Source organism: Aeromicrobium sp. UC242_57, from assembly GCF_044452305.1.
GTDB lineage: Bacteria > Actinomycetota > Actinomycetes > Propionibacteriales > Nocardioidaceae > Aeromicrobium.
This window is the reverse complement of record NZ_JBIOAM010000003.1, coordinates 697,741-720,879: the sequence shown is the minus strand read 5'-3', so window position 1 is coordinate 720,879 and position 23,139 is coordinate 697,741. Positions and strand designations below refer to the sequence as shown.

Sequence of the window (23,139 nt, the reverse complement as noted above, 5' to 3'; positions counted from 1 at the left end):
CCGAGCGCACCGCCTGCGCGGACCGGGTCGGCGAGGGTGCCGGCACCGGTGCGTCCCCGGATCGCGAAACGTTCGCGCAGGTTCGCGACGTCGCCGTCGGCCGACGAGACCGTCACGTCGACCGAGACGACCCCGACCGAAGTCGGTGTCCTCGATCGACTCGACGTCCGCCGTGATGACGAGGCTCGACGGCGCGAGCGGGAGGTCACGGGTCAACGAGATCGCGTGATCGAGGTGGACCAGGTCGAGCATGCCTTCGATGACGGGCACGCCGTCTGCGGTCGTCGCGTCGCCGATCACGGCGAACACCGACGGCCAGGCCAGTCCGACCAGGACGTCAGGAACGGGATGGACCGGCACGGAGGCGCCCGTCACACCCGCGTGGTCGGCAACCAGGTCGGGATCCCAGTCGACGGCGACGCTGGCGCGTCCCGCGTTGACGACAGGCACGTCTCCCCCAGCCGCACCGGCGAGCAGCGTGCTCATCGCGCCGACGGCGCTGTCAGTCGCCACGACCGGAGCCGCGCCGGTGAGGACCGAGCCGTCGACCGTGATGCGCAGCGTCAGCGGACGTGCCATCGGGACAGTCAGCTCGGCGGTGTGGCCGTCGACCTGCGCGAGCACGGCACCCGTCTCGGGGTGCTCGGCGCGCTGTGCGTCGACGATGACCCAGCCGTCGCCCAGCCGGTGGACGGGGTTACGGACAGTGCGGCCGGCCCAGACGAGATCGGGCGAGGCCAGCACGAGCGACAGCACCTCGCCGGCGTCGTCGACGCGACGGCGTCCTGCGACTCGCTGCGGCGAACGTCCTGCGGCCAGCAGGCCATCGATCGTGGCGTCCTCGAACCGGCGCAACAGCTCGGCGACCGGCTCGTCGACGCGCTCGATACCGGCGACCGAGACGGTGCCGGGGATGATGCAGACCTCATCGGCGGTGTAGCGCGGGTCGTGCGCCTGCCACAGGGAGTCCGAGCGCCACCAGCGACGCACGTCCTGGTCGAGCACCGGCACGAAGTTGACCGGCTTGCCGGGGGTACGGCACTGGTCGACGAAGAACAGGATGTCGGCGGGGTGCAGGACGGTTTCCGAGGCACCCGGGTAGGCCTCCGACAGCTTCTCCAGGGCCAGAGCCCCACCCTCAACTGCGGACGCATCGGCGAACAGGGTCGGGATCTCGCCGCGGTCAGCATCGCTGAGACGCGCCTCAGCGCGCTGCAGCATCGCGTGGAAGCGGTTGCGCAGCGACACGTCGAGCCAGGTCGGCGTTCCCGACAGCTCGACGAAACGAGTCAGCCACTGCCCGTACGTCATGGTGGCGACGTCGCCGAAGTAGGGCTTGGCGGTGCGGTTCAGCGCCTCGATGATCTCGTCGCGACGGGCCTCGACAGCCTCGGCGTTGCCCGCGACCTCGTCGAGCAGACGGCCCGTGCGCGATGCGGTGTTGTCGATCTCGTGGATGTCTGCGCCGAGCTGGCTGCGTCCGGACGCCATGCCGCCCTTGGCCGAACCCGCGCCGACCCACGAGCCGGTGCCGCGGGTGTCGACGAGCAGCTGCTTGACCGCGGGGGACGTGGTGGCTTCGAGCGCCGCCATGGCGGCGGTGCCGACCAGGATGCCGTCGAGCGGCATGAGCGGGAAGCCGTGACGACGCGCCCACTCGCCGGTGAGGTAGGCCGAGGCGACCTCGGGGGTGCCGATTCCGCCGCCGACGCACACGACGACGTTGTCGAGCGCACGCAGCTCGCCGTACGTCGCGAGGAGCAGGTCGTCGAGCTCTTCCCACGAGTGGTGGCCGCCAGCCTTGCCGCCCTCGATCTGGACGATCGTGGGCGTCGGAGCGACGGCCTTGGCGATAGCGATGACCTGGCGGATCTGCTTGACAGTGCCGGGCTTGAACACGACGTGCGTGATCGAGGCCTCGCGCAGCCTTCGACGAGCGCGACAGCCTCATCGAGCTCGGGGATGCCCGCCGTCACGATGACCGCATCGACCGGTGAACCGGCGGCGCGCGCACGCTGCACGAGACGCTTCTGGCCCAGCTGCAGCTTCCACAGGTACGGGTCAAGGAACAGCGAGTTGAACTGGTAGGTGCTGCCGGGCGTCAGCAAGCCGTCGAGCTCGGCGACGTGATCGGCGAAGATCTCTTCGGTGACCTGTCCGCCACCGGCGAGCTCGGCCCAGAAGCCAGCGTTGGCTGCGGCGGCGACGATCTTGGGATCGACCGTCGTCGGCGTCATGCCAGCCAGCAGGATCGGCGACTTGCCGGTCAACCGGGTGAAACGGGTCTCGGCGTGCAGCGTGCCGTCCGGCAGCGTGACGACGGTCGGCTCGTACGCGGACCAGGGCGTCGCGGGACGCGGCGCGGCGCCCGCGGCGGTGAGCTCACGGTGGCCTCGACGGGTCGTCGTGGCGATGATGCTGGCTCCACGGACGCGCAGCTCACGCGCCGAGAGGCGGGCAGCGATGTCGCCGGGGCCGAGGTCGAGGATCCACGACGCGCCAGCGTCCATGGCGCTCTCGAGCGAGCTGATCCAGTCGACGGGGTCGACGATCGAACGCATCGTGAGCGTGCGGGCGCGGTCAGCGTCCAGTCCGCACGCTGCTGCCCAGGTCGCGACGAGATCGGCGGCCTCGGCCAGGTCGGGGTGGTGGAAGGCGAGCAGGGCCGGCAGGGGCTCGACGACCGGGGCGAACGGTGTTCCGCCGGTCGTCTTGCGGTCGCGCTCGGCCTTCTCGGCAGCGGCGATCTCGGCGAAACGAGCCTGGACGATCGTGAGGCTGTCAGCCGGACCGGACAGCACGACGCTGCGGCGTCCGTTGCGCAGGCGTGAGACGACGCGCAGCGATGCGGGCAGTTCGGCGAGGATCTCGTCGATCATGTCGGGCGCGACGTTGGAGACGCTCAGCATCGTCTGGCCGAGCAGTCCGCGGCGACGTCCGACGAGCTGGGCGGCAGCGCCGATCAGGCGTGCGGTGGCCAGCAGCTCGACGTCGGGGACGCCTGCCAGCGACTGCGTCGCGAGGTAGCCCTGCGAGTGGCCGATGACCGCTGCCGGGGCGACGGTCTGGGGGTCGATGCCCTGGCGGCGCAGTGCGCGGATGCCGGCGAGCTGCGCCAGCAAGATGCCGGGGGACCGACGTTCCGGGTGTATCCAGCACCTCGGAAGTCGGCAGTGCGGGGGCGTCCTCGTCATCGGCGGACTCCGCCGAGGCGAGCACATCGGCCCAGGCCATGGGGGTGAACACCACGCCGACACGGGCCAGCCGGTCGAGACGGCGGCGATGCGTTCTTCGGCCTGCTCGACGAGCGCTTCGAGCTCGGCGTCGAGGGCGAAGTCACGGATCAGGCCTGACAGCGGCTCCAGCCACGGTGCACCCTGACCGCCGAAGGCGATCGCGTACGGCGTGCCAGCAAGAATGCGGTCGACGAGCGCTCCGCGTCGTTCGGTGGTCTGAGTCGTCGCAGGCGTGGTGTCGATCGTCGTCACGTGGTATCCCTCGGTACTGCCGTCGCTGGATCGACGGTCGGTACCTCCATCTTCGCAAAACATGAGGACTTCCTCAACTTTAACGCGAGGGAAACCTCAGGTTTTCGCTGTGGCGTAAGTCACCCCCCCCCAACGCCGACGAGGCACTTACCGCCCTTCGAGGAGGGACTTGTCAGGGCGACAAGCCGCTCGTCGTGGGGCAATAAGTGCCTCGTCAGCGTGGGGGGGTTCAGACGCCTCCGCCGAGGAGGACTCCCCCGTCGATCGTCAGCGTCTGGCCCGTCATCCAGCCGGCGTCCTCGGACAGCAGGAACGTGACGACCGAACCGATGTCGTCCGGAACACCCAGCCGCTTGAGCGGGTACGGCGCCGAGACCTCGTCCTCGCGCCCCTCGTACAGCGCCTCGGCGAACTTCGTCTTGACGACCGCCGGAGCCACCGCGTTGACCCGGATGTTCGGTCCGGCTCGACCGCGAGCTCCTGCGTCACGTGGATCAGCGCAGCCTTCGAGGCACCGTACGTGCCGATGCCCGGAGCCGGACGCTGACCCGCGACCGACGCGATGTTGACGATCGCGCCGCCATTCTCGGCCAAGGACGCGCGGCAGACCTTCTGCGCCCAGCCGATCGCCGCGACGACATTGACCCGGAAGATCTTGTTCGCGATCTCCAGGTCGATGTCGATCATCTTCCCGTACGCCGGGTTGATGCCGGTGTTGTTGACCAGGAAGTCCAGGCCGCCGAAGGTCTCGATCGTGGTCGCGATGACCTCGTCCTGGTGATCGGCGTCGTCAGCGGCACCCGCGACGAAGATCGCCTTCTCAGGACCACCGAGAGCCGCGACCGCCTCCGCCAGCGCGTCGGGCTTGCGCGCCGTGATGCACACGCGACCGCCGTCGGCGACGAACCGCTCGGCGATCGCGAAGCCGATCCCCCCGGCTGGCGCCGGTGATGATCGCGACCTTGCCGTCGAACCGACCGCTCACGAGAGGCGCTCCAGGACCATGGCCATGCCCATGCCGCCACCGACGCACATCGACTCGACACCGAACTGCTTGTCGTGGTGCTGCAGCGAGTTGATCAGCGTGCTCGTGATGCGCGCACCGGTCATGCCGAAGGGGTGACCAACGGCGATCGCTCCACCGTTGACGTTGAGCTTGTCCATCGGGATGCCGAGCACCTTGGCCGAGCCCCACGCCTGGACGGCGAACGCCTCGTTGATCTCGTACAGGTCGATGTCGTCGATGCCCATGCCCGCGTTGCGCAGCGCTGCCGGGATCGCCTCGACCGGGCCGAGGCCCATGATCTCGGGCGACAGACCGGTCACGGCGGTCGACACGATGCGGGCCAGCGGCGTCAGCCCCAGCTCCTTGGCCTTGGTGTCGCTCATGATGACCACGGCCGCAGCGCCGTCGTTGAGCGGACAGCAGTTGCCGGCCGTGATGGTGCCGTCGGGCCGGAACACCGGCTTGAGGCCGCTGATGCCCTCCAGCGTCACGCCCGCACGCGGGCCGTCGTCAGTGCTGACGACGGTGCCGTCGGGCAACGTGACAGGAGTGATGTCCTTGGCCCAGAAGCCGTTGGCAATCCCCTGCTCAGCGAGGTTCTGGCTACGCACGCCGAACTCGTCCTGCTCCTGGCGGCTCATGCCCAGGTGCTGGGCGACGTTCTCAGCAGTCTGACCCATCGCGATGTACAGATCAGGCAGCTCACCGCTCTCGCGCGGATCGGTCCACGTCGCCGCTCCGCCCTCGGCCCGCTTGGCCGTGCGCGCGATGGCGTCGGCGAACAGCGGATTCTCCGAGCCCGGGACGTCGGCGAAGCCGTTGCCGAAACGGCTGACGGTCTCGACTCCGGCCGAGATGAAGGCATCGCCCTCGCCGGCCTTGATCGCGTGGAACGCCATCCGGGTCGTCTGCAGCGATGACGAGCAGTAGCGGTTGACCGTCACGCCCGGCAGGTGGTCGAGACCCGACAGCACCGCCACGGCACGGGCGAGGTTGTGCCCCGCCTCGCCGGCCGGCTGGCCGTTGCCCAGGTGCAGATCGGTGATGTCCCGCGGATCGAGTCCGGGAACCTTCGCCAGCGCAGCCTGGACCATCTGCACCGTCAGGTCGTCAGGACGCATGTCCTTCAGCGAACCCTTGACGGCACGGCCGATCGGCGAGCGGGCGGTAAGACGATCACTGCTTCGGGCATAATTTCTCACTTCTTTCCGATGGTGACAATTCTTCGAACAGCTGGGGCTAGAAGCCGAGGTCGCGACCGATGAGCTCTTTCATGATCTCGTTGGACCCGGCCCAGATCTTGGTGACGCGGGCGTCGCGCCAGGCGCGGGCGACCCGGTACTCGTTCATGAACCCGTAGCCGCCGTGCAGCTGGACGCAGTGGTCGAGCACCTCGTTCTGCACCTGCGACGACCACCACTTGGCCTTGGCCGCGTCGATCGCGGTGGCCTCACCGCTCGTGTGGGCGAGCACGGCCTGGTCGACGTATGCCTCGGCGACCTCGATCTGGGTCACGAGCTCGGCGAGCAGGAACTTGTTGTGCTGCAGGCTGCCGATCGCCTGGCCGAAGGCCTTGCGGTCGTGGCAGTACTGGATCGTCTCGGAAAGGATCTGCTTGGCGTGCGCGACATTGGCCGCCGCGCAACTGAGCCGCTCCTGCGGGAGCCGCTGCATCATGTAGATGAAGCCCATGTCGACCTCGCCGATCAGCCGGTCGTCGCCGAGGCGGACGTTCTCGAAGAACAGCTCGGCGGTATCGGCCTCGCCCTGCCCGACCTTGTCGAGCTTGCGACCGCGGCTGAATCCCGGATCGGTGGCCTCGATGCCGAACAGGCTGATGCCCTTGGCACCCTTCTCGGGCGACGTGCGCACTGCGGTGACGATCAGGTCTGCCGAGAACCCGTTGGTGATGAACGTCTTGGAGCCGTTGATGACCCACGTGTCGCCATCGCGGACCGCGGTCGTGCGCAGGGCGGCGAGATCGGATCCGCCGCCTGGCTCGGTCATGCCGATCGCGGTGAGGATCTCGCCGGAGGCGCAGCCCGGCAGCCAGCGCTGCTTCTGCTCGTCGGTGCCGAGGTCGACGATGTAGGGGACGGCGATGTCGCCGTGGATCGCGACGCACGAGTTGAGTGCAGCGTTGATCTTGGCGAGCTTTTCGCCCCAGACCGCATTGAACCGGTAGTCGCCGGCGTCGGACCCGCCGAACTCCTCGGGGATCTCGAGCCCGAGGAATCCCTCAGCCCCGGCGGCGAGCCAGAAGTCACGGGGCAGCGCCTTGTCGTCGAGGTACTGCTCGAGGTGCGGGGTGACGTGCTTGGCCAGGAAGGCCGCACACGAGGCGCGGAACGCCTCGTGATCGTCGTCGAAGATCGTCCGCTTCATGATCGGTCCTGCCTCGGAGTTGAGAACGTCGAAGGAAACGCTTGCTAAGCGCTTGCTTAGCGTGCCGCTCCTCCGCCATGCTGTCAACCTAAGGAGGCAACATCATGACGACCGTCACGGCACGAGAACGGCTGCTCAACGCGGCCGTCGAGGCATTCGCCGAGAAGGGCTTCGCCGCGACCACGACCCGCGACATCGCCTCCCGCGCCGGCATGAGCCCGGCGGCCGTGTACGTCCACCACAACTCCAAGGAGAGCCTGCTGTTCACGGTGAGCCTCGACGGCCACCGCAAGGCTCTCGACGTCATCACGACCGCTGCAGCCTCCAGCACCGATCCGGTCGATCGGCTGCGCACCATGGTGTACGAGTTCAGCCTGTGGCACGCCGACAACAGCCGAGTCGGACGCATCGTGCAGTACGAGTACCACGCGCTGAGCCCCGAGCACCGGGCTGAGGTCGCGGTGTTCCGCCGAAGCATCGAGAAGACGATGCAGGACGCCCTGGCCGACGGTGTCGACCAGGGCGTCCTGGAGGCAGATGACGTTCCCGGCACAGCGTTCTCGCTGCTGTCCCTGGGGGTCGATCTGGTGCGTTGGTTCAGGCCGGGCGGCTCACGCTCGAGTCACGAGCTCGCCGAGCTGCACGCGAAGCTTGCCGTGCGGATGACCGCCCGCACCTGAGGCAGATCAGGCCTGCAGCACGGCCTCGGCGACGATGTTGATCGTGATCTTGTCGCCGATCATGACGGTGTCGCCACCGACGGGGATGTTGAAGTCGATGCCGAACTCCTTGCGGCTGATGGTCGTGGTGGCCTCGACGCCGACGCGGGTTCCGCCCCACGGGTCGCCACCCTCACCGAGGAAGTCGACAGCGAGCTCGACCGACTTGGTGACGTCCTTGATCTTCAGGTCGCCGGTGACGACGAACTCGTTGTCACCCTTGTCGACGACGCCGGTCGAGGTGAAGGTCAGCGTCGGGTAGGTGTCGACGCCGAAGAAGTCGCCCGAGCGCAGGTGCGCGTCACGATCGGCGGTGCCGGTGTTGATCGAGCTCAGGTCGACCGAGACGTTGACCGAGGAGGCGGTGATGTCGTCAGCGGTGACGAGGACGCCCTCGAAGGTCTCGAACTTGCCGCGGACCTTGCTCATCAGGTGGCGGACGGTGAAGCCGACCTCGGTGTGGGTCGGGTCGAGGTTCCAGGTGCCTGCGGTGATGTTGCTCATGGTGTCTCCTTGAAGTTTGTCGTTGATCCATCAACTAGATAGACTCTAACACGTGGTTGAACTTTCAATCAACCCTACGGACCAGTAGGATGGATCACATGGACAGCGGCACCGAGACCCCCTGGCTCACCACCAAGCAGCAGCGCATCTGGCGTGCGTTCCTGGGTGGAACGACCGTGCTCACCGATCGACTCGACCGCGACCTGCGCAATCAGCACGGCCTGTCGATGCCGGAGTACGAGATCCTGGTCCGGTTGTCCGAGGCTCCCGACCGTGCCATCCGCATGGCCGAGCTCGCCGACGCCGTCGCACACTCGCGCAGCCGGGTCACCCACACGATCGCCCGCCTCGAACGCGAAGGCATCGTCCAGCGAGGCCAGTGCTCCGACGACGGACGGGGAGTCTCCGCCGTGCTGACCGACCACGGCTTCAGCGTGCTCGAGCAGGCCGCGCACACCCACGTCCGCGGCGTCAACGACTACCTCATCGAGAATGCCGACCCGCAAGATCTCGAAGCCCTCGGACGGATCATGGACAAGGTCCAAGACCATCTGCAGGGCAAGAAGTTCTGAGCGCAACGCCAAGAAGGCCGAAAAAGGCACCTACGTCCGACCTGGTCGGACAGTAGGTGCCTCGTCGGCGGGCGAGAAGTACCTCGCCAGCGGGGGTCAGTCGCGGGTCAGCTTGCGGTAGGTGACGCTGTGAGGACGTGCGGCTTCCTCGCCCAGACGTGCGACCTTGTTGACCTCGTAGTCGGCGAAGTTGCCCTCGAACCAGAACCAGTTGGCCGGGTTGTCGGCGTTGCCCTCCCACGCCAGGATGTGCGTCGCGACCCGGTCGAGGTACCACCGGTCGTGCGAGACCACGACGGCACAGCCCGGGAAGTCGAGCAACGCGTCTTCGAGCGACTGCAGCGTCTCGACGTCGAGGTCGTTGGTGGGCTCATCGAGCAGCAGCAGGTTGCCGCCCATCTTGAGCGTCAGCGCCAGGTTGAGGCGGTTGCGCTCACCACCTGACAAGACCTTGACCTGCTTCTGCTGATCTGGGCCCTTGAAGCCGAACGACGCGACGTACGCACGGCTCGGCACCTCGTAGTTGGCGACCTTGATGAAGTCGAGCTCGCCGGAGACCAGCTGCCAGATGTTGAGGTTGTCGTCGATGCCGCCACGGCTCTGGTCGACATAGGAGATCTTGACCGTCTGACCGACCTCGAGGGTGCCGCTGTCAGGCTTCTCCTCCCCCACGATCATCCGGAACAGCGTCGACTTGCCGACACCGTTGGGGCCGACGACGCCGACGATTCCGGCGCGCGGCAGGTCGAAGGTCAGCCCGTCGAACAGCGACGGTCACCGAAGCTCTTGTGCAGGTCCTTGGCGTTCAGCACGACATCGCCCAGGCGCGGGCCGGCCGGGATGTTGATCTCCTCGAAGTCGAGCTTGCGGCCACGCTCGGCCTCGGCAGCCATCTCTTCGTAACGGCTCAGACGTGCCTGGTTCTTGACCTGGCGCGCCTTGGCGTTGGACCGCACCCACTCGAGCTCCTCGGCCAAGATCTTGGCGCGCTTGGCGTCCTTCTTGCCCTCGACGACGAGACGCTGCTGCTTGGTCTCGAGGTACGTCGAGTAGTTGCCCTCGTACGGGTGGGTCTTGCCGCGGTCGGCTCGAGGATCCACTCGGCGACGTTGTCGAGGAAGTACCGGTCGTGGGTGATCGCCAGCACGGCTCCGGGATACGTCGCGAGGTGCTGCTCGAGCCACAGGACGCTCTCGGCATCGAGGTGGTTGGTGGGCTCGTCGAGCAGCAGCAGGTCGGGCTGCTCGAGCAGCAGCTTGCACAGCGCCACGCGGCGACGCTCACCTCCCGACAGGTGGTCGACGAGCTCGTCGGGCGGCGGGCACCGCAGGGCGTCCATCGCCTGAGCCAGGCGAGAGTCGAGATCCCAGGCGTTGGCGTGATCGAGATCAGTCTGCAGGTCGCCCATCTCGGGCAGCAGGGTGTCGTAGTCGGCATCGGGCTCGGCCAGCTCGACGCTGATCTGGTTGAACCGGTCGAGCTTGCCCTTGATCTCGGCCACGGCCTCCTCGACGTTCTCGAGGACCGTCTTGCCCTCGGTCAGCGGCGGCTCCTGCAACAGGATGCCGACCGATGCCTCGGGGTCCTTGGTCGCGTCGCCGTTGTTGGGCTGGACCATGCCGGCCATGATCTTGAACAGCGTCGACTTGCCCGTGCCGTTGGGGCCGACCACGCCGATCTTGGCACCGTGCAGGAACGAGAGCGTGACGTCGTCGAGGACGGCTTCTCGCCCAGCTTCATGCGGACGTTGCGGAGTGTAAAGACGTATTCGGCCATGCGGTCAAGACTAACGAGAGGCTCCCGACCTGCCCACGGCGGTCAGGCGGCTGGAACCTCAGCCCGCTGGCTCTCGAGCTCGGCGAGTGCCTCCGCCGTGCCGTCACCGGTCGTGGGCACCTGCTGCTGACGCTCGACCTTGCGGAACCGGGTGACACCGCGCGTGAGGTCGTGGGCGATCAGCGTCGCCTCGAGCACGGTGCTCTCACGCTCCTCGCCCTCCTTGGTCGCCCACGTCTCGGTGCGCAGACGTCCGGTCACCACGACCGGGTCGCCGACCTGCAACGAGTCGGCGGCATTCTGGGCGAAGCTGGCGAAATGCCTTGACGGACATCCAGGTCGTCGGCAGGTCACGCCACGACCGGCTGGCCTGGTCCCAGAAGCTCGGGGTCGACGCGACGCGGAACAGCACCCACGGGACGTTGGCTCCCTCGCGCAGCTCGACGGGGGTGCCGACGTGTCCGTGGAAGGTCAAGATGTTGTCGTTGGTCATGGCAGGCTCCTTTGAGGTCAGGACCTCCAGCCTCGCCCCCGCGAACCCGTCCGACCCAGTCCCGCGCACCGACCTGTGGACGACGACGGGCCCACCTCAGCCTGTGGACAGGGTCTACTTCAACGCGGCGAGCACACCTGTGCGATAGCGGCGGTAGGAGTCGAGCTCGGCCTGGATCGGCGCGATGACCCGCTCGTCGGTGACCTTCTGGATCGCCGCGCGCAGATCACGATCGGCACGGGCGGCCTTGCGCTGGCCGCCGATGCGGGCCCCGACTCGCGACAGGACTGCCGCCACGATGCCGAACACCAGTGCACCACCGGCGACGACCGCCGCAGTGGGCACTCCGGCGACCTGCCCGAGGTCGGGCAGCTCGAACGAGGCCAGCTCGGCGACGCCCTGCAAGGCCCACCAGGCCAGTCCGCCGATCAGCGCGATGACGGCCAGGACCTGCAGCGCCTGCACGACCCTCCACCAGCCAGATGCCTGTCCGGCGTCGACGCTCGTGGCCGAGATGGCCTGGTCGAGCTCGTCGACGATGTCGACCCCGCCGGGGTGCGAGGCGTCGCGAACGGCGTCACGCCACGGGCGTTCGAGACCGACTGCTGCCTTCTCGGCAGCGTCACGGATCGCAAGCTCGGCCTGAGCGCGTTGCACCTTGCCGGACTCGGGCACCGCTGAGCGGGCCAGCGCGTCGAGGGAGAGGTCATCTCCGAGCTCGAGATCGTCGAGCGACGACTTGCGCAACCGACCCCAGCCACCGGGTAATCGGCCAGCCAGTGCGCAGCGCAGCGCGACGCTCAGACGATGCGGAGATGGCCGCGACGAACTGCGGGACGCCGGCGCACTCGACCAGTGCGTCGTCGAGCGCCTGGCGGTCGACAGGGCTGATGCCCGGGGCGTCGGCCGTTCCGCCGACCTGCGCCATGACGTCTGCGGCGGCGGCGATGTCGGAGGCGAGTCGATCCTTGGCCGAGGCCTTGGCCCGGATGCGGGTGGCCAGCTCGCGCTTGAGGTCGTCGACACCGTCACCCCGGGTCGCCGAGACCCCGATGACCGGGACGTCGGGCAGCCCCTCTTCGGCCAGGATCCGGCGGACGTCGGCCAGGGCACGCTCACGCTGCTCGAACGGGATGCGGTCGATCTGGTTGAGCACGACCAGGGTGACGTCGCTGTACCCGGCCATGGGCCGGATGTAGCGGTCGTGGATCGCCGCATCGGCATACTTCTGCGGATCGAGCACCCACACCAGGAGATCGGCGTACTTGATCAGCCGATCCATCTCGAGGTGGTGCGAGACCTCGGTCGAGTCGTGATCGGGCAGGTCGAGCAGGACGAGTCCGTCGAGCTTGGTGTCTTCGGACGAGTGATCGAGCATGCTCATGCGGGAGACCTGGTGCCGGGCGGGAATGCCCATCCACTCCAGCAGCCCGTTCGCTCCATCAGGTCCCCAGGCGCAGGCCAGCGCCCACGACGTCGTCGGGCGGCGGACCCCTACCCCAGCGAGCTCGAGATCGGTCAACGAGTTGAACAGCGAGGACTTGCCCGATCCGGTGGCGCCGGCCAGGGCGACGATCGTGTGCTCGCCCGACAGGGTCAGCCGCTCGGCAGCCCGCGAGGACAGCATCTCGGCCGGGGCCAAGATCTCGTCGTCGATGCGGCCACGGCTGGCCTCGACCGCCTGCTTCAGCCCGTCGAGACGTGTGGCGACGTCGCTCGGACCACCATCGAAGCTGGGACCGCCGTCGAACACAGCCTCGGCGGCGTTGACGGGGACTGTCATGTCTTCTTCTCTTCTTCGTTCAGGAACTCGACGTGTCGAGCGTATTCGGTCTGGCGCGCGGATTCGCGCACCGCAGCTTGTTGGGCCAGCAGATCGTCCGGCGACGCCAGCAAGGTGAAGAATCTCTTCTGCTCGGCGGCGAACAGTGTCGTCACGCGGGAGGTCAGATCGGCTTGGGCCTGGTCGACGAGCCCGTCGACGACCTCGTCGCCGAAGACCGCGTCGAGAAGCTCGCGGCCGAGGGCCGCGGTGCCACCACCGGCGGTCGGCTCGGCTGAGCGGGAGAACACCGTGACCATCAGCGCCACGGCGATCCCGTTGACCCCGAACGCCAGGAACCGAGCGGTCATCCGCTTGTCGGCACCCTCGGTGCGAACCAGCTCGAGGACTGCCTGCCGCCAGTCGTGCACGACCCGATCGGCCTTGACCCGCAGATCGGTCGATGCCCGCTCGAGCCCACGGTTCGTGTCGAGCAGGTGGCGTCCGGCCGGGGTGGCACCCCATGCTCGCGCGGTCTTCTCGGCCGTGGACTCAGCGTGCTCGACGACCAGCAGCCGCACACCGGACTCGATGGCGTCGACGACCTCGTTCGAACGAGTCCGCTTGCCCGTCATGCCTTCGACGAAGCGGCCGCGGATCCGGCTGACCTTGTCCTCGACCGACTTCAGCAACTCGCCCGTGCCGACGAACTCGCGCCAGCTCGCGGCGATCTCGCCGTGCAGCAGGGTGCCGTCGGACGTCTGCGCCTCGAACTCGTCGAGCGAGGCCTGCTGCGTCTTCTGCGCCTCGTCACGCAGCTGCTCGATGGCCGCGATCTGCTCGTCGAGGGCATCGGCCACGTCGTGCGTCCGCATCACCAGGTGCCGCACGGCGCCGTCGAGGGTGCGGTTGACGACCATGTGGCGGGCCTTGGGGTCAGCTGCGAGCTCGTGCAGCCAGCCGACCATCGGCGCGACGGCTTCGGCCGGCAGCAGACCGTCGGCATCGAGCCCCGCCTCGGGGACCGTGAACAGCGGCGAGTCGGACAAACCGCGCGAGGTCATCATGCGGGCGAGGTGACCACGCACCTCGAGCACCGCGTCATCGCTCGTGCGGTCGAGCACGACGGCGACCGACGTGCTTCGCTCGGCCGCCTGCCGCAGGTAGTCCCACGGCACCTGGTCGGCGTAGCGGGCGGCCGACGTGACGAACAGCCACAGGTCGGCAGCAGCCAGGAGCTGGGCGGCGAGCTCGCGGTTGCCCTGGTCGATCGAGTCGACGTCGGGCGCGTCGAGGATCGCGAGTCCCTGCGGGATCTTGGTCGTGGACGCGAGCCGCAGGCCGTAGGAGTCGTTGCCGACCACCAACGTGCGTTCGAGGTCGGGCAGGATGCGGTCGGGCTGGAACCACTCGGCGTCGTCGGGGTGGTGCACCAGCACCGGCGACCTCGTCGTGGGCCGCAGCACACCGGACTCGGTGACCGGCTCTCCGACCAGCGAGTTGACCAGCGTCGACTTGCCGGCACCTGTCGATCCGCCCACGACGGCGAGCAACGGCGCCTCGAGCTGCACGAGGCGCGGAAGCACGTAGTCGGACAGCTGATCGGCGATCTCGGCTCGGGTGCGACGCACGTCGTCGACACCCTGGACGTCGAGGTTCAGGTCGGCGTCGCGCACCGTCACGAGCAGAGAGCTCAAGCCCGCGAGGAGCTCGGCCGAAGCGTGATCGCTAGGCACGGGCTGCTCCTCTCGTCGACTGGTGGAAACTCACTGACCACATGGGTGCGGCTTCGTTGGACTCAGATTAGTCGACAGCCAGTCCGTTCGTGGCCTCGGCTCGCACGTCGTCACACTCACCTGGGTCGGTATGTGTTCTGCAGGGCCGGAGGGAACCTGAGGCCTGGACGCAGAGCGTACATCGCATCGAGCAGCGCGTAGGTCCGTTCGACGCCGTGGGGCTTGGTACGCCGGTTCATGAGGGAGTCGTGCAAGAACGCCATCTCGGTCGCATGCTGCTGGTATCGCGCCACGATCTTGCCCGCGACCTTGCCGTGCTGGCGCCTGGCATAGCGCCGTGCAGCCTTGCGGTAGCCGAAGTTGGAGAGGTACGGGATCTCGGCGGGGTAGATCCAGCCGCGCTGGGCGACGTAGCCCAGTGACTGCTCGAGGATCTTCACCTGCCGCACCCGGACGAAGATCGCCAGCAGCGCCGCGGCGATCAGCAGGCCCGCCATCACGAAGTAAGCCAGGACGAACGCCATGCCGCTGTCGGGGCCCGTAGCTCAACGAGCCGTTCCAGAGCATGTGCAGGCCGATGCTGCCCGCGAGCCCCACGACGCCGAGCAGCACCTTGACGACTTTTGACCTGCGCGACACAGCCACCCCCAGAGCGATGCCGAACGCCGCCGTGAACAGCGGGTGCGCGAACGGGCTGAAGATCCCGCGGACGATGAACGTCGTCGTGGCACCTTGTGCTCCGGCCAGCTCGAAGTCGGTCGACGAGGTGTAGTTGCTGACGTAGTAGCCGATGTTCTCGACGAAGGCGAAGCCGATGCCGACGAGACCGGCGTAGATCATGCCGTCCAGCACTCCGTCGATGACGCGGCGTGCCCGCAGGAACGTCAGCAGGAGGAACAGGCACTTGGCGGATTCCTCGACCAGGGGCGCGACGAACGTGGCGACCTGCTCGTCGGCGAGGTCGAAGGCATCCGCGGCCCAGACCTCCAGGGCCAAGGCGATCGCGACGGCCACGACACCGCCCCAGACGAATGCCGCGAACTTGTAGCGACGCGGCTCGGGCTCGTAGCGGTCGAGCCACCAGAAGACGAACCACAGCAGCGGCAACGGCAGCATCGCGTAGAACAGCGAGAGCCCGGTGCCCTCGGCGTCGTCGGCCTGCAACGACATCAGCGTGACCCCGACGACGCCCGCGAGCGCGATGACGATGAATCCGAGCGTCAGCACGGTGCGACCACGCTGCCTGAGCGCGTCGCGGTACTTGGGCAGCGTGGCGGGGACCTGGCTCGTCGTCACGTCTGTCACCCGTCAGATGCTAGGGCATCCGACCCGTGACGGCAGCCAGGCAGAAGCAGGCCCCCGACCGGTCGATACCGGTCGGGGGCCTGCGAGTCGTGGCTACTTGACCTCGGAGCGCATCAGCGACCAGAGACCGAGCGCCAGGGGCGCGGCGAGCCAGACGGCCCCGGTGACCGCCAGGTGCGACCACTCCGTGGCCGAGAGCGAGCCGTTGAACAGCGCACTCTGCGCGTAGTTGAAGTCGACCCAGGGGCGCACCTCGTCGAACCAGTCCTGCGTCGACGCCAGCAGCTCGGTGAGGGTCGGCAGGACGAAGGCGTAGACGAAGTAGGCCACGATCGCCGGAGCCGCAGCACGGATCACGACGCCCAGCATGAAGCCCACGAGCATCCCGAGGACCTGGCCGATGACGATGTTCGTCAGGTCGACCACGCCGATGTCCCAGGAGGGGTCGATGCCGAGGATCGCTGAACCGATGATCGTCCCGCCGACCCCGATCAGGGCGGCGAGCAGCATCGACACGATCGCGATGCCGACCGCGACGGCAGCCTTCGCACCGATCACCCGTCCGCGACGGGGCACCAAGGTGAACGTCGTCAGGCCGCTGCGCTGCGTCCACTCGCTCGTCACCGACAGCACCGCGACCATCGGCAGGATGATGGTCATCGGGAAGCCGAGCGTCGTCGCGAACGTCGAGTACGTCTGCTCGGAGTCCGGCGCCCAGAGCAGGACAGCCACCGTCGCGAGCAGCGCCACGATGCCGATGCTGGCCATGAGCCAGAAGCCGGCGCGGGTGTCGAAGCACTTGCGCAGCTCGACAGCCATGAGCCGGGTGAACGGGATGGGCCGCGGCACGGCGCGGGCGGGCCGCCGGTCGGCCTGCGCAGGTGGGGTGGCGATCGTGGTCATGCTGCTGCTCCTTGGGTGATGGTCTCTCGCTGGTTGTCGGCGGTGAGCTCGAGGAACATCTCCTCAAGTCCGGCCCCTTCGGCGGGTCGCAGCTCGAGGAGTGCGACCCGGGCGTCGAGGGCGACCTTGCCGACCAGCTCGGCGTCCGCCTCGACGCGGAGCGCTCCGTCTCCCCCTGTCGCGGCGCTCTCGGTGAACGTGATCCCGGACTCGCCAAGAGCCCGCGCCAGCGTGGGCGCGTCATTGGTCCGCACGAGCGTGCCGGCCGACGCCAGCAGCTCGGCCTTGCTGCCCTGCGCCACGATCCGCCCGTTGCCGATCACGACCAGGTCATCGGCCACGACCTCGATCTCGTGCAGCAGGTGCGACGACAGGAGCACGGTGGCTCCGTCGTCGGCGTAGTTGCGCAGCAGGTCGCGCATCCACCGGATGCCGGCCGGGTCGAGCCCGTTGGCCGGCTCGTCCAGGATCAGCACCTCGGGCTGGCCGAGGAGGGCGGTCGCGATGCCGAGACGTTGCCGCATGCCGAGCGAGTAGTTGCGGACCCGTCGGTCTGCCTCGCTGGACGTCAGGCTCACGGTGTCGAGCATCTCGTCGACCCGCGACCGGGGAAGTCCCATCGTGCGCTGCGCGATCGTCAGGATCTCGCGCCCGGTCCGTCCCGCGTGCTGCGCCGCGGCGTCGAGCAGGACCCCGACCTCGAGGCCGGGGTTGGGAAGCTCACCGAACCGGCGGCCGCACACCGTGACCTGCCCGGACGTCGGCGCTGTCAGGCCGACCATGACGCGCATCGACGTGGACTTGCCGGCGCCGTTCGGTCCGAGGAAGCCCGTGACCCGGCCGGGACGGGCCGCGAACGTGATGTCGTCGACGGCGGTGAAGGCGCCGTACGTCTTGCTGAGGGATTCGACTGTGATCATGGATCAACTGTCGGGGCGCGGACATCCCCGGCACATCGGGGAACCCGCGAGCGCCGACCCGCAGACACCCCTGGGGTGACCCTGAGCGGGACCCCGAACGACTGGTCTCCGGAGCAGGTCTCTCGGATCGAGAAGAAGCGCGCCCGGCAGGATTCGAACCTGCGACCTAGAGATTAGAAGGCTCTTGCTCTATCCAGCGGCTACGGGCGCTCGGGACCGTGAGATCCGCGACTGGAAGTCTAACGGGCACGGTGGGCTGCACGACGTCATCCCGGACGGGCCAGCCAGGCCACGCCGGGGATGACGTCGTGATCAGGCGTCGGGCTGGTTCAGCTTGGCTCGCTGGCGAGCGCTTCTTCGAGGTACGTGCCTGAGTCGCCAGCTGGCTGCTGGGCCTCGCCGACGCCGCGGCGGACGACCAGCACCGGGCACTTGGCGTAGCGGACGACCTGCTCGCTGACGGAGCCGAGGACCAGTCCGGCGAATCCTCCGCGGCCACGGCTGCCGACGACGACCATCTCGGCCGACTCCGAGGCATCGATGAGCTGGGCGGCCGGGTTGCCACGCACGACCGCAGTGTTGATCGTGACGTCGGGGAACTGCTCGCGGACCGCCGCTACGTCGCCGTCGAGATCGGCCAGCGTCGCGGCCTCGAAATCTTCCAGCGGGGGCACGTAGCCAGCCGCGGCGGTCGGCGGCTTGGGGGCGGTCATCAGGCTCCACGCCCGGGTCACGGTGACGTGGGTGCCCAGTGCCGCCGCCATGCGAGCGGCCGTCTGCAGCGCCTGGTTGGCGTCCTTGGAACCGTCATGTCCGACAAGAATTCCCTTGGCTGCTTCGCTCACGATGTGATTCCTCCCTCGGCCGATCCGCTGGGCTCGGGGCGCCTCAGGGTCTCGACGTCTTGACCGTATCAAGGTGCTCGGCCGCCGCTGCCCGGATCGCCTCTTCGACTGCGACGAGCGCGGGCGTGCGCAGGGTCCACTGCTGCCAGTAGAGGTGGACGTCGATGCCTGCACCGGCGTCGAGCGCGACCAGGTCGCCGGCTGCCTCGGCATCAGAGCTCTGCTGCCGCGGGAGCATGCCCCAGCCCAGGCCGAGCCGCACGGCGGCCGCGAACTCGGCCGAGGCGGGCACGTGATGACGGGGCGGCTGCAGCCCTTCGTCCGACACCGATGTCAGGTACTCGTCCTGCAGGACGTCCGAACGGTCGAAGACGATGACCGGAGCCTGCGCCAGCGAGGTGGCGTCAACCCCTTGGGAGAACCATCGTGCGATGAAGGCCGGCGAGGCCATCGGCCGGTACCGCATGATGCCGAGCTCGGTGGATCGGCAACCTTGGACCGGAGCCGCGACCGAGGTGATCCGCAGCCATCACGGCACCGGACCGCAACAGCTCAGCGGTGCGCGCCTGGTCGTCCCTGACCAGGTCAAGGCAGATCGAGGACGGCAGCGACGCGAGGGCCGGGAGCAGCCAGGTCGCCAACGAGTCGGCGTTGACCGCGATCGGGATCGTGACAGATCGCTGATCGGTCGATGCAGCAGCGACGCTCGCTTCGTGCACCAGGACGTCGAGCTGGCGGGCCAGGCGCAGGAACGCCTGCCCCGCCTCGGTGGGCGCCACGGGCTTGGTCCGGCGCACCAGGATGCGACCCGCCGACTGCTCCAACGCCTTGATCCGTTGGCTCACCGCGGAGGGGGTCAGGTGCAACGCTGCCGCCGCGGCGTCGAACGATCCCTCGTCGACGACGGCGGCCAGTGCCCGGAGCTGGGCGAGATCAGGATCATTCACATCAGCAACTCTAATCTACCTGTAGAAACATGAACTGGACTTCATCTCGCCGGCCTCCTACGTTCAGGACATGGATCACGACGCCTTGATCGCCGCCCTGTCCGGCACCGGATTCGGCCTGTCCCTGATCATCGCGATCGGGGCGCAGAACGCCTTCGTGCTGCGTCAAGGGCTGCGCCGCGAGCACGTGGTTCCGGTCGTCGCGGTCTGCGCGATCTCCGACGTCGCGTTGATCGCCGCCGGGATCGCCGGCCTCGGCGCCCTGCTCGAGCTCGCACCGTGGCTCATCGACGTGCTGCGGATCGGTGGCGCGATCTTCCTGCTGGCCTACGCCGCACTGGCGGCACGACGTGCCTGGCGACCGGCCAGTCTCGCGAGCCACGCCAGCGGCGAGCCGGCCGCCCTGTGGGGCGTCCTCACGACGTGCCTGGCGCTGACCTGGCTCAACCCCCACGTCTACCTCGACACCGTCGTGCTGCTGGGCTCGGTCGCCGGCACCCACGGCGACGACCGGTGGTGGTTCGGCGCCGGTGCGGCAATCGGCAGCATCGTCTGGTTTACGGCACTGGGCGTCGGCGCCCGCGCATTGCGCCCGCTGTTCGTCCGCCCGACCGCCTGGCGCGTCCTCGACGGGCTGATCGCGGTCGTCATGGCCGCGATCGCAGGAAGCCTCGTGCATGGTCTGATGGCTTCGTGAGGTCTTTCGCCATCGTCGCCGTGGGCGGCGCCGTCGGCACCCTGTCCCGGCACGGCATCAACGAGTGGCTGAGCACCGACCACCTGTTCCCGGCCGCGACGTTCGCCGTCAACGTCAGCGGAGCGTTCCTGCTGGGACTGCTGCTCATGAGCCTGACCCTGCGCGGCGGCAGAACGGGCAGCGACACCGGCACCCCGCGCGACCTCCGCCTGTTGCTCGGGACCGGCTTCCTGGGCGGCTTCACGACGTACAGCACTCTCGCGGTCGAGACCGAGACGCTGCTGCGCCACGACCACGTCGCCATGGCCCTGACGTATGGCCTCGGCTCGACCGTCCTGGGCTTGATCGCCGCCTTGGGCGGTGCCGTGACGGCGCGAGCGGTCAGCCGATGACGACGCTGCTGATGGCCCTGGCCGGCGGTCTCGGCGCTGGCACGCGGTTCGGCCTCGACTCGTGGCTCCGGCCGCACCTCGCCTGGCCCACCCATGTCGTCAACATCACCGGCTCGTTCGCCCTGGGGCTGCTGATCGGCCTGTCGAGCGACTCGTTCCTGCTCACCGTCGTCGGGGTCGGCTTCCTGGGCGGGTACACGACGTTCAGCACCGCCAGCGTCGAGGTCTCGCAGCTCGTCCTCGACCGCAGATACACGACGGCCGCCGTCAACGCCGGCAGCATGCTGCTGCTGAGCGTCGCGGCGGCCGCGTGCGGCTACTGGATCAGCTAGGCCTTCTTGGCCGCGTCGATCGCCTTCTGGATGTCGGCCCGGCTGCGGGATGGTGTTGCCCTCGCCCGAGACGTCCTTGCCGTTGATGCGGACGGTCGGCGTGCCGGAGACGCCATCTTCCTTGCCCTGGTCGAGCGCGCGCTCGATCCAGGGAGTGAACTTCTCCTTGTTGACGCACGCCTCGATACCGGTCGCACCGGCCTCTTCGGCCCAGCTGATCAGCTGATCGTCCTCAGGTCCGGCGCCACCCTCTTCGGGCTGGTTGGCGAACAGCGTGTCGTGGAAGGTCTTGAACGCCTTCACGCCAGCGTTGTCGGTGACGCACGCCGCGGCGTTCCAGGCCCGCTGCGAGTACTCGTTGGTGCTCTGGTTGAGCAAGAACGCGTAGGGGCGGTACTCGATCGAGATCTCGCCCTTCGCGACCGCTTGGCTCAGGAACGCACCAGACGTCGCCTCGAGCGCGCCACAACCGGGGCACAGGAAGTCTTCGTAGATGATGACGTTGACCGGCTCGGTCTTGGGAGCGGTGCCGGTCGCGACCTCGGGGGTGTACTCGATGCCGAAGTTCTTGTTGGTGTTGGCCGGCGTCGTGAAGACCTCGGACTTCTTGTTGTCGTCGCTGATCGACTTGATGCCGTAGCCACCCAGTGCGATCAGGGCCACCACGATCACGACGATTCCCACCGTGATGAGGTTGCGCTGCTTGCGGTCGGCCTTCGCCCGCTCCTTGCGCATCTGCTCGGCGCGCGCGGCGCGGTTCTGTCGATCGTTGCTCACTACTGTCTCCTGAGTCGGGTGGTCACCACACTGACCAACGCGACACCGTCGCGAAAGGTTCCAGGCGAGCCTACCGGCCCGTAGGGCCGTGCTGTCGGTCGATCGCAGTAGTGTGCAGCAGGTGAATGACAAGCTGGTGTGGATCGACTGCGAAATGACCGGACTGTCCCTCGAGGCCGATGCCCTGGTCGAGGTGGCGGCTCTGGTGACCGACTACGAGCTCAACGTGCTCGGCGAAGGCGTCGACCTGGTCGTCAAACCGCCTCAGGCGGCCCTCGACCAGATGAACGACTTCGTGACCACGATGCACACGACCTCGGGGCTGATCCACGAGTGGGAGAACGGCCTGTCGCTGCGCGAGGCCGAGGAGCAGGTGCTCGACTACGTCCGCGAGTTCGTCAAGGAGCCGGGCAAGGCCCCCATGGCCGGCAACACGATCGGCACCGACCGGGCCTTCCTCGCCCGCGACATGACCGAGCTCGAAGGCTGGTTGCACTACCGGGTCATCGACGTGTCGTCGATCAAGGAGCTCTCGCGCCAGTGGTTCCCCCGGGCGTACTTCGCGGCCCCCGCCAAGGGTGGCGAGCACCGTGCGCTGATCGACATCCAAGAGAGCATCGAAGAGCTCCGCTACTACCGCCGGGCCGTTTTCACCCCAGATCCCGGCATCGACTCCGACACCGCCAAGGCCATCGCCGCTGAGGTGTCCGGTTCGGTGACGGGTCGGTCGCAGGGCTGAAAAGGTCTGCGTTAGACTTCTTCTCGCCGTGCTGGGCGTATGCCGGGCACGCGTGGTGGGCGTCGCCAGTTGGTAGAGCACCGGCTTGTGGTGCCGGTGGCCGCGGGTTCAAGTCCCGTCGTCCACCCCACGAAAACCCCCGCAGCCTCGGCTGCGGGGGTTTTGTCATGCTCGTGCGGGCGGGCCCGACTACTTGGTGCGCAGGTCGATGCCGCCGCTGTCGGACGTCGCGCGGATGAGTCCCTTGCCCTCGGGGTCGGAGTCGACCTGCGACGAGACGTCGCCCGAGGTCGACTTGGCCGTCACGACGTACGTGCGCTTGCCGGTCGGGACGACGACCGAGGTGTCACCGCTGCTCGTGGACGTCTTGATGCCGTACGGCTGTGTCTTGAAGCCGCCCGTGATGTCACCGCTCTTCGAGGTCGCGAACACCGTCGACGTTCGCTGCTTGCCGATGATGTCGCCGCTGCCGGTCAGGATGCGCAGCGCGCCCTCGTCGATCGAGTCGGCCACGACGTCACCCGAGCTGGTGCGGATCACGACCGGGAATCCCTGAGGGATCTCCAAGGTCGTCGCGACGCCGCACCCCGGATTGAGCCAGGTCTGGCACCCCGCGAACGATCTTGATCTCCTCACCACGCTGGCCGAGCTCGAAGTCGGTCGCCCGCAGCCCACTGGTGATCCGCGACGTGATCTTGATGACGTCTGGATCGCCCTGCACCAGGCGCAGGTCCGAGGCCCCGGCATCGACCACGATCTGGGCCGAGTCGCCGATCTCCACGACGCTCGTCGACACCTTGGTGTCGCGGGTGACGATCGACGCCCCCGAGCACGAGGCCGC

The 23,139-nt window shown here is 68.2% G+C and carries 22 protein-coding genes, 2 tRNA genes and 6 pseudogenes; 7 read left to right on the top strand and 23 right to left on the bottom strand.

The genetic code is table 11. The annotated features are described in order from the left end of the window. Positions 1-513: 513 nt before the first annotated feature. From ACHMWU_RS14420 to ACHMWU_RS14395, 6 genes and pseudogenes are all read right to left on the bottom strand, one after another. A pseudogene (locus ACHMWU_RS14420) lies at positions 514-1,899 on the bottom strand (fatty acid synthase subunit beta domain-containing protein); the annotation flags it as partial. Positions 1,900-2,735: 836 nt separating this feature from the next. After that, positions 2,736-2,879, bottom strand: a pseudogene (locus ACHMWU_RS14415) (hypothetical protein); the annotation flags it as partial. 838 nt (positions 2,880-3,717) lie between these two features. Continuing rightward, on the bottom strand, positions 3,718-3,927 hold the full coding sequence (locus ACHMWU_RS14410) for an SDR family oxidoreductase (protein WP_396044698.1): 210 nt from the start codon (positions 3,925-3,927) through the stop codon (positions 3,718-3,720). Positions 3,928-4,010: 83 nt separating this feature from the next. Then, a pseudogene (locus ACHMWU_RS14405) lies at positions 4,011-4,373 on the bottom strand (SDR family NAD(P)-dependent oxidoreductase); the annotation flags it as partial. A gap of 96 nt (positions 4,374-4,469) precedes the next feature. After that, positions 4,470-5,686, bottom strand: a pseudogene (locus ACHMWU_RS14400) (acetyl-CoA C-acetyltransferase). Positions 5,687-5,733: 47 nt separating this feature from the next. Continuing rightward, positions 5,734-6,879, bottom strand: coding sequence for an acyl-CoA dehydrogenase family protein (locus tag ACHMWU_RS14395; protein WP_396044696.1), 1,146 nt, complete (start codon positions 6,877-6,879; stop codon positions 5,734-5,736). A gap of 104 nt (positions 6,880-6,983) precedes the next feature. On the opposite strand from ACHMWU_RS14395, the gene ACHMWU_RS14390 reads away from it, so the two are divergent. Next, positions 6,984-7,559: a TetR/AcrR family transcriptional regulator gene (locus ACHMWU_RS14390; protein WP_396044694.1), complete on the top strand. Its 576-nt coding sequence runs from the start codon at positions 6,984-6,986 to the stop codon at positions 7,557-7,559. A gap of 6 nt (positions 7,560-7,565) precedes the next feature. Here ACHMWU_RS14390 and ACHMWU_RS14385 read toward each other — a convergent pair whose 3' ends face one another. Continuing rightward, entirely contained in the window at positions 7,566-8,102 is a 537-nt protein-coding gene (locus tag ACHMWU_RS14385) for a YceI family protein (protein WP_396044692.1), read from the bottom strand. A 98-nt stretch (positions 8,103-8,200) separates the two neighbouring features. On the opposite strand from ACHMWU_RS14385, the gene ACHMWU_RS14380 reads away from it, so the two are divergent. Next, the gene (locus ACHMWU_RS14380; protein ID WP_396044689.1) at positions 8,201-8,674 is read left to right on the top strand and encodes a MarR family winged helix-turn-helix transcriptional regulator; all 474 of its coding nucleotides are present in this window, start codon (positions 8,201-8,203) and stop codon (positions 8,672-8,674) included. 96 nt (positions 8,675-8,770) lie between these two features. On the opposite strand, the pseudogene ettA reads toward ACHMWU_RS14380, so the two are convergent. The 13 genes and pseudogenes from ettA to ACHMWU_RS14315 form a co-directional block, all read right to left on the bottom strand. Further along, a pseudogene (gene ettA / locus ACHMWU_RS14375) lies at positions 8,771-10,450 on the bottom strand (energy-dependent translational throttle protein EttA). A gap of 42 nt (positions 10,451-10,492) precedes the next feature. Next, entirely contained in the window at positions 10,493-10,711 is a 219-nt protein-coding gene (locus ACHMWU_RS14370) for a hypothetical protein (RefSeq protein ID WP_396044687.1), read from the bottom strand. Further along, on the bottom strand, positions 10,656-10,943 hold the full coding sequence (locus ACHMWU_RS14365; RefSeq protein ID WP_396044685.1) for a single-stranded DNA-binding protein: 288 nt from the start codon (positions 10,941-10,943) through the stop codon (positions 10,656-10,658). The genes ACHMWU_RS14370 and ACHMWU_RS14365 overlap by 56 nt, the downstream gene beginning before the upstream one ends. Positions 10,944-11,057: 114 nt before the next feature. Continuing rightward, entirely contained in the window at positions 11,058-11,690 is a 633-nt protein-coding gene (locus ACHMWU_RS14360; RefSeq protein WP_396044683.1) for a hypothetical protein, read from the bottom strand. Then, a complete protein-coding gene (locus ACHMWU_RS14355) occupies positions 11,650-12,726 on the bottom strand; it encodes a GTPase family protein (protein ID WP_396044681.1) in 1,077 nt (358 codons plus the stop codon). Before ACHMWU_RS14355 ends, ACHMWU_RS14360 begins: the two co-directional genes overlap by 41 nt. Then, positions 12,723-14,441 carry a dynamin family protein gene (locus tag ACHMWU_RS14350; RefSeq protein ID WP_396044679.1) on the bottom strand — a complete coding sequence of 573 codons (1,719 nt, stop codon included), beginning with the start codon at positions 14,439-14,441 and terminating at the stop codon, positions 12,723-12,725. Before ACHMWU_RS14350 ends, ACHMWU_RS14355 begins: the two co-directional genes overlap by 4 nt. 30 nt (positions 14,442-14,471) lie before the next feature. Next, positions 14,472-15,746 (bottom strand): PrsW family intramembrane metalloprotease, encoded by a 1,275-nt coding sequence (locus ACHMWU_RS14345; protein ID WP_396044677.1) that lies wholly within the window; start codon positions 15,744-15,746, stop codon positions 14,472-14,474. A gap of 93 nt (positions 15,747-15,839) precedes the next feature. After that, on the bottom strand, positions 15,840-16,649 hold the full coding sequence (locus ACHMWU_RS14340) for an ABC transporter permease (RefSeq protein ID WP_396044675.1): 810 nt from the start codon (positions 16,647-16,649) through the stop codon (positions 15,840-15,842). Beyond that, the gene (locus tag ACHMWU_RS14335; RefSeq protein WP_396044673.1) at positions 16,646-17,569 is read right to left on the bottom strand and encodes an ABC transporter ATP-binding protein; all 924 of its coding nucleotides are present in this window, start codon (positions 17,567-17,569) and stop codon (positions 16,646-16,648) included. Before ACHMWU_RS14335 ends, ACHMWU_RS14340 begins: the two co-directional genes overlap by 4 nt. A gap of 138 nt (positions 17,570-17,707) precedes the next feature. Beyond that, positions 17,708-17,779: transfer RNA gene (locus tag ACHMWU_RS14330), tRNA-Arg, on the bottom strand. A 119-nt stretch (positions 17,780-17,898) separates the two neighbouring features. Continuing rightward, on the bottom strand, positions 17,899-18,414 hold the full coding sequence (locus ACHMWU_RS14325; RefSeq protein WP_396044671.1) for a universal stress protein: 516 nt from the start codon (positions 18,412-18,414) through the stop codon (positions 17,899-17,901). Positions 18,415-18,457: 43 nt separating this feature from the next. After that, positions 18,458-18,865, bottom strand: coding sequence for a LysR substrate-binding domain-containing protein (locus ACHMWU_RS14320; RefSeq protein ID WP_396044669.1), 408 nt, complete (start codon positions 18,863-18,865; stop codon positions 18,458-18,460). Then, positions 18,819-19,361: a LysR family transcriptional regulator gene (locus ACHMWU_RS14315; RefSeq protein WP_396044667.1), complete on the bottom strand. Its 543-nt coding sequence runs from the start codon at positions 19,359-19,361 to the stop codon at positions 18,819-18,821. Before ACHMWU_RS14315 ends, ACHMWU_RS14320 begins: the two co-directional genes overlap by 47 nt. A 70-nt stretch (positions 19,362-19,431) precedes the next feature. Here ACHMWU_RS14315 and ACHMWU_RS14310 point away from each other — a divergent pair, with 70 nt between their 5' ends. Genes ACHMWU_RS14310 through ACHMWU_RS14300 form a run of 3 tightly spaced genes read left to right on the top strand, consistent with a single transcriptional unit; the run spans position 19,432 to position 20,782 of the window. Then, positions 19,432-20,058, top strand: coding sequence for a LysE/ArgO family amino acid transporter (locus ACHMWU_RS14310; protein ID WP_396044665.1), 627 nt, complete (start codon positions 19,432-19,434; stop codon positions 20,056-20,058). Further along, positions 20,055-20,450, top strand: a complete 396-nt coding sequence (locus ACHMWU_RS14305) for a fluoride efflux transporter FluC (RefSeq protein ID WP_396044663.1) — start codon at positions 20,055-20,057, stop codon at positions 20,448-20,450. Before ACHMWU_RS14310 ends, ACHMWU_RS14305 begins: the two co-directional genes overlap by 4 nt. Beyond that, a complete protein-coding gene (locus ACHMWU_RS14300; protein ID WP_396044661.1) occupies positions 20,447-20,782 on the top strand; it encodes a fluoride efflux transporter FluC in 336 nt (111 codons plus the stop codon). The genes ACHMWU_RS14305 and ACHMWU_RS14300 overlap by 4 nt, the downstream gene beginning before the upstream one ends. 72 nt (positions 20,783-20,854) lie before the next feature. On the opposite strand, the pseudogene ACHMWU_RS14295 reads toward ACHMWU_RS14300, so the two are convergent. Continuing rightward, a pseudogene (locus tag ACHMWU_RS14295) lies at positions 20,855-21,517 on the bottom strand (DsbA family protein); the annotation flags it as partial. A 163-nt stretch (positions 21,518-21,680) separates the two neighbouring features. Between ACHMWU_RS14295 and orn the strand changes: the two are divergent. Beyond that, positions 21,681-22,298 carry an oligoribonuclease gene (gene orn / locus ACHMWU_RS14290; protein WP_396044659.1) on the top strand — a complete coding sequence of 206 codons (618 nt, stop codon included), beginning with the start codon at positions 21,681-21,683 and terminating at the stop codon, positions 22,296-22,298. A gap of 55 nt (positions 22,299-22,353) precedes the next feature. Then, positions 22,354-22,428: transfer RNA gene (locus ACHMWU_RS14285), tRNA-His, on the top strand. A gap of 59 nt (positions 22,429-22,487) precedes the next feature. Here the strand turns inward: ACHMWU_RS14285 and ACHMWU_RS14280 are convergent. Both ACHMWU_RS14280 and ACHMWU_RS14275 read right to left on the bottom strand, forming a co-directional pair. Then, complete coding sequence (locus ACHMWU_RS14280; RefSeq protein WP_396044657.1) at positions 22,488-22,865, bottom strand: DUF4097 family beta strand repeat-containing protein; 378 nt, start codon at positions 22,863-22,865, stop codon at positions 22,488-22,490. Beyond that, positions 22,816-23,094 carry a hypothetical protein gene (locus ACHMWU_RS14275; protein ID WP_396044655.1) on the bottom strand — a complete coding sequence of 93 codons (279 nt, stop codon included), beginning with the start codon at positions 23,092-23,094 and terminating at the stop codon, positions 22,816-22,818. Before ACHMWU_RS14275 ends, ACHMWU_RS14280 begins: the two co-directional genes overlap by 50 nt. Positions 23,095-23,139 lie beyond the last annotated feature (45 nt).

Excerpts from the sequence above, each read along its gene's own strand:
- ACHMWU_RS14395 (WP_396044696.1), bottom strand. The coding sequence starts at position 6,879 with ATGAAGCGGACGATCTTCGACGACGATCACGAGGCGTTCCGCGCCTCG.
- ACHMWU_RS14390 (WP_396044694.1), top strand. The coding sequence starts at position 6,984 with ATGACGACCGTCACGGCACGAGAACGGCTGCTCAACGCGGCCGTCGAG.
- ACHMWU_RS14385 (WP_396044692.1), bottom strand. The coding sequence starts at position 8,102 with ATGAGCAACATCACCGCAGGCACCTGGAACCTCGACCCGACCCACACC.
- ACHMWU_RS14380 (WP_396044689.1), top strand. The coding sequence starts at position 8,201 with ATGGACAGCGGCACCGAGACCCCCTGGCTCACCACCAAGCAGCAGCGC.
- ACHMWU_RS14365 (WP_396044685.1), bottom strand. The coding sequence starts at position 10,943 with ATGACCAACGACAACATCTTGACCTTCCACGGACACGTCGGCACCCCC.
- ACHMWU_RS14355 (WP_396044681.1), bottom strand. The coding sequence starts at position 12,726 with ATGACAGTCCCCGTCAACGCCGCCGAGGCTGTGTTCGACGGCGGTCCC.
- ACHMWU_RS14340 (WP_396044675.1), bottom strand. The coding sequence starts at position 16,649 with ATGACCACGATCGCCACCCCACCTGCGCAGGCCGACCGGCGGCCCGCC.
- ACHMWU_RS14335 (WP_396044673.1), bottom strand. The coding sequence starts at position 17,569 with ATGATCACAGTCGAATCCCTCAGCAAGACGTACGGCGCCTTCACCGCC.
- ACHMWU_RS14320 (WP_396044669.1), bottom strand. The coding sequence starts at position 18,865 with ATGGCCTCGCCGGCCTTCATCGCACGATGGTTCTCCCAAGGGGTTGAC.
- ACHMWU_RS14310 (WP_396044665.1), top strand. The coding sequence starts at position 19,432 with ATGGATCACGACGCCTTGATCGCCGCCCTGTCCGGCACCGGATTCGGC.
- ACHMWU_RS14300 (WP_396044661.1), top strand. The coding sequence starts at position 20,447 with ATGACGACGCTGCTGATGGCCCTGGCCGGCGGTCTCGGCGCTGGCACG.